The following is a 7,003-nucleotide window of genomic DNA, read 5'->3' on the forward strand; positions in this document are numbered from 1 at the left end:
AGCCTGAACCTGAGGCCAGGGGTAGAAAACTAATGAAATCTTTTGTGATTATGCCATAGGTTAATGTTTGATCACTCGTTAGTTGGTTTTTGGAATGGCTATTAATCAAATAAAACGTGAAATCCTCATCGATGAACCCTCCAGGGAAGATCAGTTCCATGGCAAGGGTCATGAACGGACGGCTGAAGCTCTCGCATCTGCGATAACGAATTTCCGAGGTGACGATCGCGCGATCGGGCTGGATGGTCCCTGGGGAAGCGGAAAGTCCACCGTGGTGGAGATCGCACGGCGAAAGCTGACCGAGAAAGGTACTCGTGGCGGCGTTCACCACAGCTTCTTTACCTTTGATATATGGCAATCCCAAGGTTCATCTTTTCGTCGTTCATTTCTCGAGCATTTTCTCGATTGGGCAAGGGCGACCTTTCCCAAAGAGGATAGCTTGCTTGAGGAAATAGAGCGGAAGGTAAAAGGCAAGGTTCGCGAGACCCAATCAACGAACCGATCCATGCTCGACTGGTATGGAATATGTGTAGTCCTCTTGATACCGCTTCTTCCCGTATATTATTTTTGGGCAAAATCAGCTTTTGACGCTGGCGCTTTTTTACGCTCGTGGCCCTTCATTTTTATGCTTGCGTTTCTTGCCGTTGCGTTTTGCAGAGCATGGTGGAGATTCGGTCATTCGCATGACAGAATTAGTTTTCGTGACGCATTATCACAAACGCTTCAGATTAGTGCAAAACAATACGAGGATCAAAAGATAACTCAGCATATCCGCGAGACAGATCCGAATGATTTCGAGTTTCAGAGTACTCTTCGTGAAATCCTCTCCGTAATTCAATCTGACAAGTCACGCGTAATCATCGTTCTCGACAACATCGACCGACTCCCAAAGAAGGAAATCAACGAATACTGGGCGCTCGTCCGCGCCGTTTTCTCCCGCGGCCCGCTATCGAGAAACTCGGGAGCGAAAAATCCAGTGACCGCCATAGTGCCATACGACCGGCGCCTAATTGAGGGAGGCTACCGCAACTCTAATTATGCCGCGAAGTAACTGATCATCCGGGCGTTTGTTTCCGGCAATCTTCCGTCCATAAATCTCGCGAACCTTCTGAAATATTATGGCCGTTGTGTCCCTCTCTGTTGGCAACGAGATCCAGTCCGTATTGAACCGCCACATGGTCTCCTGCTGCCAGATGCGTGCTCCACTCGTTCGCCGGCACCCCCGTAAGCAAGTCTGCTATCCTTTGATGAAAGAGCCGCCACCGAACTCCGTCGCTCTGAAACGAAGCACGCACCACTTCAACAGGACATTCATCAAGTTTGACTTTGGAAATTTCTTCGTCGCGAATTTGCGAGTCAAAGCGCGCGCACGTTGCTGGAAAAGATCTCGACATCAGGTTATGTGTCTCTCGACCCTGCTTTTCGCGTAGCTTTCTCGGAATTTGTACTCGGTGTACTTGCGGGACGTGTTGTCATTGTAGACGCAGCGTTGAACTACGACCTGTTGCTCGATGCTATCGACAAAGACTTCCATTCCGACATTTTTCGGAAGCTGCGGGAGGATTTGAAAGACGTGACTACGACAACACTCACTGTCGCGACAGCCGCTTTCCCACGAATTATGGATCAGCTGCTGAACGTGGGAGAAAGGATTTCGCGCCAGGAGAAGGACAATCTGATTCGATATATCTTGTGCGCAGCGTTGGAGGCAGACAATCGCAAGATATTAAGAGGAGTTGCCGGCCTTGGACGGACGAAGGTAGCCGACTTCATAAGGCACTCGGAGGAAAGCACCAGAGAAAAGGTTAAAGGTGCATGGGGCGTTTTCTCTAATTCAGGTTCCGACCGGGATTGGAGTAGGCAGATTGGCGAGCTCCTACACGGCAAGCGGAAAGCTAAATCACTGTTTGACATAATTTGGGGAACGGGCAGGGACGACGAAGAGGAAGCTGCATAGCTGGATTTTTGCAGTTTGCAGCAACGGTCATCCCGACTGCCATGGGAAACGCCCAAGCGCGGTGGGCCGATTGCCTCGCTCGCTGCCCACCATACCCCCTTTGCCAACTCCTCAACCGTTTCCTAATCTCCATCTGAGAAAACCTTTTACCAACTCTGCCGGCATCCGCTGACCTCACCATTCAGCGCCTCGCAGGGCCATAAGAGAAAAGCTTTTCTCAAATGGGAGGATCGATATCCAAATCATGGCGTCCGATGCGCAGCCAACGCCCGTCTCAGCCAAGCAGCCGGTCACCCTCCGCGAGGTGGCCGCGCTCGCTGGCGTCAGCGTGGCAACGGCCTCAAAAGCGCTGAACGGGCAGGGGCGGATGACGGCCGAGACGCGGACCCGGATTCGCGAGACGGCGCAGCGGCTTGGCTTTCGCCCGAACAGCCTGGCGCAGAGCCTGTTGCAGCGGCGCAGCTTTACTGTCGGGCCCGCTGACCAACGACCTATCGCCGCGCCTTCGGCGCGTATTTGTGACGGTTCACCGCCCTCGTGAAGCAACTCTGATCCCAAATATCATTGTGCGATGCCAAGCCGTTGTTTGAGGGGATCGGCAACGTTAGCAAAGTGGAACAATCCGGCAGCCGGCGGGTTTGTAGGATGAAGGGCGATCTGTTTCGGAGGAAGATTACGATGAAACGCGTCCTTGCCCAACATGCGGTGCGACTGATGCTCGGCGGTGTAACCGCCTGCCTGCTCACGGTCGTCGAGATTCCCAACCCGATTACGCCATTGTCGCTTGTTTCCGAGGCAAGGGCTGCCACCACCGTTTCGATCAGCACGTTCTACGAAGACCTGTCTTCCTATGGTGATTGGGTCTCGTATCACGGAGCGACCGTTTTCGTGCCGGTTGATGTGCCTGACGATTGGCGTCCGTATACGCTTGGACACTGGGTCTATACCGAGCAGTATGGCTGGCTCTGGGTGTCCGACGAGCCATTCGGCTGGGCGACGTACCATTACGGCCGGTGGGGCTATGCCGACGATATCGGCTGGTACTGGGTTCCGGGCACTCGCTGGGCGCCAGCATGGGTGAGTTGGCGTCGTGACAGAGAGCACATCATTTGGGCGCCGCTGCCGCCCCGCCGCGATCCGGATTTGATTTCAATCGAGGTGACCTTCGACACGACGCCGGATTATTACTGGGTTGTGGTCCCCACCCGCGAATTCCTTGCCGCGGACATTTCTGTGGTCGTTATTCGGGATGAGCCGGAGTTTGTGCGCATTGTCGAGGCGGCCGAACCGGCCGGCGACGTGACGATCCAGAACAATTTGGTGATCAACAAAGTCATTGATGTCGATGTGATCGAAAAGGAGACGAACCAGAAGGTGACTGCCGTCAAGGTCAGCAAGACCGACGCGCCCGAGCAGTCCGGCAAACTGGAAAACGATACGGTCGCTGTCTTTGAGGGCGAGGTGAAAGCCGACCCTAAGGCCAAACCAGCTAAGCTCAAAGACATCGAGGAGGTGAAGCAGGTTCAGGCTGGCCGGAAATCGAAGCCGACCGAAGGCGCTGCAACGACCGAGCAGGCCAAGCCCGAAGAAACCGCCAAGCCTGAGAAGCCGAAGGTCGGCGAGCAGCCCGCCGCCGAGCCGCAGCAGGCCGAGCCCGAAAAGGCGGCCAAGCCTGAGAAACCGAAGGCCAAGGAGCAGCCGGCCACCGAGCAGCAGCAGGCCGAGCCCGGCAAGGCGGCCAAGCCTGAGAAGCCGAAGGCCAAGGAGCAGCCCGCCGCCAAGCAGCAGCAGGCCGAGCCGGAACAGGCGGCCAAGCCTGAGAAGCCGAAGGCCAAGAAGCAGCCCGCCGCCGAGCAGCAGCAGGCCGAGCCGGAACAGGCGGCCAAGCCCGAGAAACCGAAGGCCAAGAAGCAACCCGCCGCCGAGCAGCAGCAGGCCGAGCCCGAGCAGGCGGCCAAGCCCAAGCCACAGAAGCAAAAAAACAAGGCGTGCGATCCGCAGACTGAGAACTGCTAGCTATGCGGGTAGACTACGGGCACCGCGGCCATTCCATCGCGGTGCCCGCTGAACGGCAATGCACGCCAAAGCTGCTCGCCCTCTTTCCTTCGGGCCGCCATGGCAGATCCTGGACCCAGGGCAGCGAGTCGTAGTTGACTGCCGAACATGCCTGTAACCAGGCCATTCCCTCTTGCCATCCTTGCATCCTTCCCCTAATCTTCCTTTTGAGAAAACCTTTTCCCAACTCTGCCGGCATCCGCTGACTTCACCATTCAGCACCTCGCAGGCCGGTAAGAGAAAAGCTTTTCTCAAATGGGAGGATCGATATCCTGGCATCCGATGCGCAGCCAACGCCTGCCAAGCAGCCCGTCACCCTGCGTGAGGTGGCGGCACTTGCCGGCGTCAGCGTCGCCACCGCCTCGAAAGCCCTCAACGGGCAGGGGCGGATGACGGCCGAGACGCGGACCCGGATTCGCGAGACGGCGCAGCGGCTTGGTTTTCGCCCGAACAGCCTGGCGCAGAGCCTGTTGCGGCGGCGCTCCTTTACCGTCGGGCTGTTGACCAACGATACCTATGGCCGCTTTTCGCTGCCGCTGATGGCCGGCGTTTCCGATGCGCTGGTCGATGCCGGCGTCTCGGTGTTTTTGTGCAATGTCGAGGACGACCCGCGCCTTGCCCAGCTGCATGTCGATGCCATGCTCGACAAGCGCGTCGACGGCATCATCGCCACCGGCAAGCGCATCGACCGCCACCTGCCGGTCGACCTCGCCAATCTCGGCATTCCGGCGATCTATGCCTTTACCGAGCCCGATCCAAACGCCATCGCGTTCGTCTCCGACGATGCTGGCGGCGCGCGGCTGGCGGTCGAGCACTTCTGCCGGCTCGGGTGGCGGCGCATCGCCCATGTCAGCGGTCCGGCGAGCTTTGCCGTGGTGCATGCGCGGGCCGAGGCCTATCGCGCGGTGCTGGCCGAGAACGGCTTGCCGGTCATGGAGCCGCTGCTCGGCCAGTGGTCGGAAGCCTGGGGGCATGAGGCGGTCAAGACGCTGTTCGACGGCAAGGGACGCGATGGCGAAAAGCCCGACGCGGTGTTTTGCGGCAATGACCAGATTGCGCGCGGCGTCATCGACGCCTTGCGCGAGCGCGGTATCGGCGTGCCGGACGAGGTCGGCGTCATCGGCTTCGACAATTGGCAGATCGTCGCCGAGGCGACCCGCCCGCCGCTGACCTCCGTCGACATGAACCTGGCCGCGCTCGGGCGCGAGGCCGGCCTTGCCTTGCTTTCGCTCGTCGGCGGCAAACCCGCCGAACCGGGCATCAGAAAACTGCCGTGCCGGCTGGTGGTGCGTCAGTCATGCGGCCGTCCGCCGGACGGCTGAACGAAACGGGCCGTGCTGATAGTCACCCGCTCGGGGGCGCGGCTAAATTAGAACCATGTGGAGGAGAACCATGAGAACCACCATTACCGGGCTCGCCATCGCCGCGAGCATCCTAGGCACGCTGGCGACAGCCGGGACGGCCGCCGCCGACACCGCCAACATCTGGGTGCGCGCCGACGGCTCGAACTTCATGCCGCGCATCGTCGATGCCTTCAACAAGGGGCATCAGAACCAGATCAAGCTCGACATCATCCCCAATGCCGAGATCATCCCGAAATATGGTGCTGCCGCCGCTGGTGGCACGGCACCCGATGCGCTCTCGCTCGACCTGATCTACACGCCCTCCTTCGCTGCCGCCGGCCAGCTCGAAGACATCACCGACTGGGCGAAATCGCTGCCCTATTTCGCCAGCCTGTCGCCGGCCCATGTCAAGACCGGCACCTATAAGGGCCGCATCTACGGGCTGCCGTTCTCGGCAGACTCTTCAGTGCTGATCTGGAACAAGAAGCTGTTCAAGCAGGCCGGCCTCGATCCGGAAAAGGGTCCGACCAACTGGGCCGAGATCGAAGCCGACGCCGAAAAGGTCAATGCGCTCGGCGGCGACATCAAGGGCTTCTATTTCTCCGGCAATTGCGGCGGCTGCAACATCTTCACCTTCACGCCGCTGATCTGGGCATCGGGCGGCGACATCCTGACTGAGGACGGCTCCAAGGCGACGCTGGACACCCCGCAGATGCGCGGCGCCATCGACCTCTACCGTTCCATGGTCAAGAAGGACCTGGTGCCATCAGGCGCGCAGACCGACACCGGCTCCAACTTCTTTGCCGCCTTCGCCACCGGCAATATCGGCATCTCGCCGTCCGGCGCCTTCGCCATCGGCGCGCTCAACACGCAATATCCCGATATCGACTACGGCATCACCTTCCTGCCCGGCAAGGACGGCGGCTGGTCGTCGTTTGCCGGCGGCGATAATTTCGTCGTCACCAAGGGCACCACCAAAGTCGCGGTGGTGAAGGAGTTCCTCGATTTCGCCTATTCGCTCGAGGGCCAGACCATTCTGGCGAAGTATGGCAGCCTGCCGGTGCGCGGCGACATCGCCAAGGACGCGCTCAAGGACCTTGATCCGCGCTACCAGATCGCCGCCGAAGCCATGGCCAAGGGCCGCACGCCCTATTCGGTGGTGTTCAACGATCTGATAAACTCGGCCAACGGTCCGTGGAACCAGATGATGAACGAGGTCTTCTTTGGCGAAGACGTCGACGGCGCTATCGCCAATGCGCAGGAAACCATGCAGTCGATCATCGATTCGGCGCCGCAGAAGTAAGCGCCGGCCCCACCTCCCCCTCGAGGGGAGGTCGGACCGCAGGTCCGGGTGGGGTCATCTCGGAAGTGCTCGACGGTTCTTTCTGTCGGATCTTTCTGTCGGCGCACTTCCGAGAGGACCCCACCCCCGGCCTTCGGCCGGACCCTCCCCTCAAGGGGGAGGGGGACGCGGCGTCAACAGCAGGACTGTCACGTTGAGAAAAGACCCCCTCATCCGGCCGCTTCGCGGCCACCTTCTCCCCGCTGGGGAGAAGAGCCTGGCATCAACGCTGGCGACCTCCTCTCCCCTCGGGGAGAGGTCGGGTTTCCCCCAAATTGCCATGGCAAATTGGGTGGGGAAACCGGG

5 protein-coding genes and 1 pseudogene are annotated in these 7,003 nt (G+C 59.4%); all 6 read left to right on the plus strand.

The window, feature by feature from the left end; all coding sequences use genetic code 11:
* Positions 1–94: 94 nt before the first annotated feature.
* Positions 95–1,051 (plus strand): P-loop NTPase fold protein, encoded by a 957-nt coding sequence (locus tag NKJ94_RS31975; protein ID WP_352531104.1) that lies wholly within the window; start codon positions 95–97, stop codon positions 1,049–1,051.
* A 321-nt stretch (positions 1,052–1,372) separates the two neighbouring features.
* Positions 1,373–1,957 (plus strand): hypothetical protein, encoded by a 585-nt coding sequence (locus tag NKJ94_RS31980; RefSeq protein ID WP_352531106.1) that lies wholly within the window; start codon positions 1,373–1,375, stop codon positions 1,955–1,957.
* A 244-nt stretch (positions 1,958–2,201) separates the two neighbouring features.
* A pseudogene (locus NKJ94_RS31985) lies at positions 2,202–2,432 on the plus strand (LacI family DNA-binding transcriptional regulator); the annotation flags it as partial.
* Between the two features lie 203 nt (positions 2,433–2,635).
* Entirely contained in the window at positions 2,636–3,973 is a 1,338-nt protein-coding gene (locus NKJ94_RS31990) for a DUF6600 domain-containing protein (protein ID WP_352531108.1), read from the plus strand.
* A gap of 311 nt (positions 3,974–4,284) precedes the next feature.
* Positions 4,285–5,334, plus strand: coding sequence for a LacI family DNA-binding transcriptional regulator (locus tag NKJ94_RS31995; protein WP_352531116.1), 1,050 nt, complete (start codon positions 4,285–4,287; stop codon positions 5,332–5,334).
* Between the two features lie 70 nt (positions 5,335–5,404).
* Complete coding sequence (locus NKJ94_RS32000; RefSeq protein WP_352531110.1) at positions 5,405–6,658, plus strand: ABC transporter substrate-binding protein; 1,254 nt, start codon at positions 5,405–5,407, stop codon at positions 6,656–6,658.
* The last annotated feature ends 345 nt before the right edge of the window (positions 6,659–7,003 follow it).

Origin of the sequence: Mesorhizobium sp. M0060 (genome assembly GCF_040323155.1) — a bacterium.
In the GTDB taxonomy this organism is placed as follows: Bacteria; Pseudomonadota; Alphaproteobacteria; order Rhizobiales; family Rhizobiaceae; genus Mesorhizobium.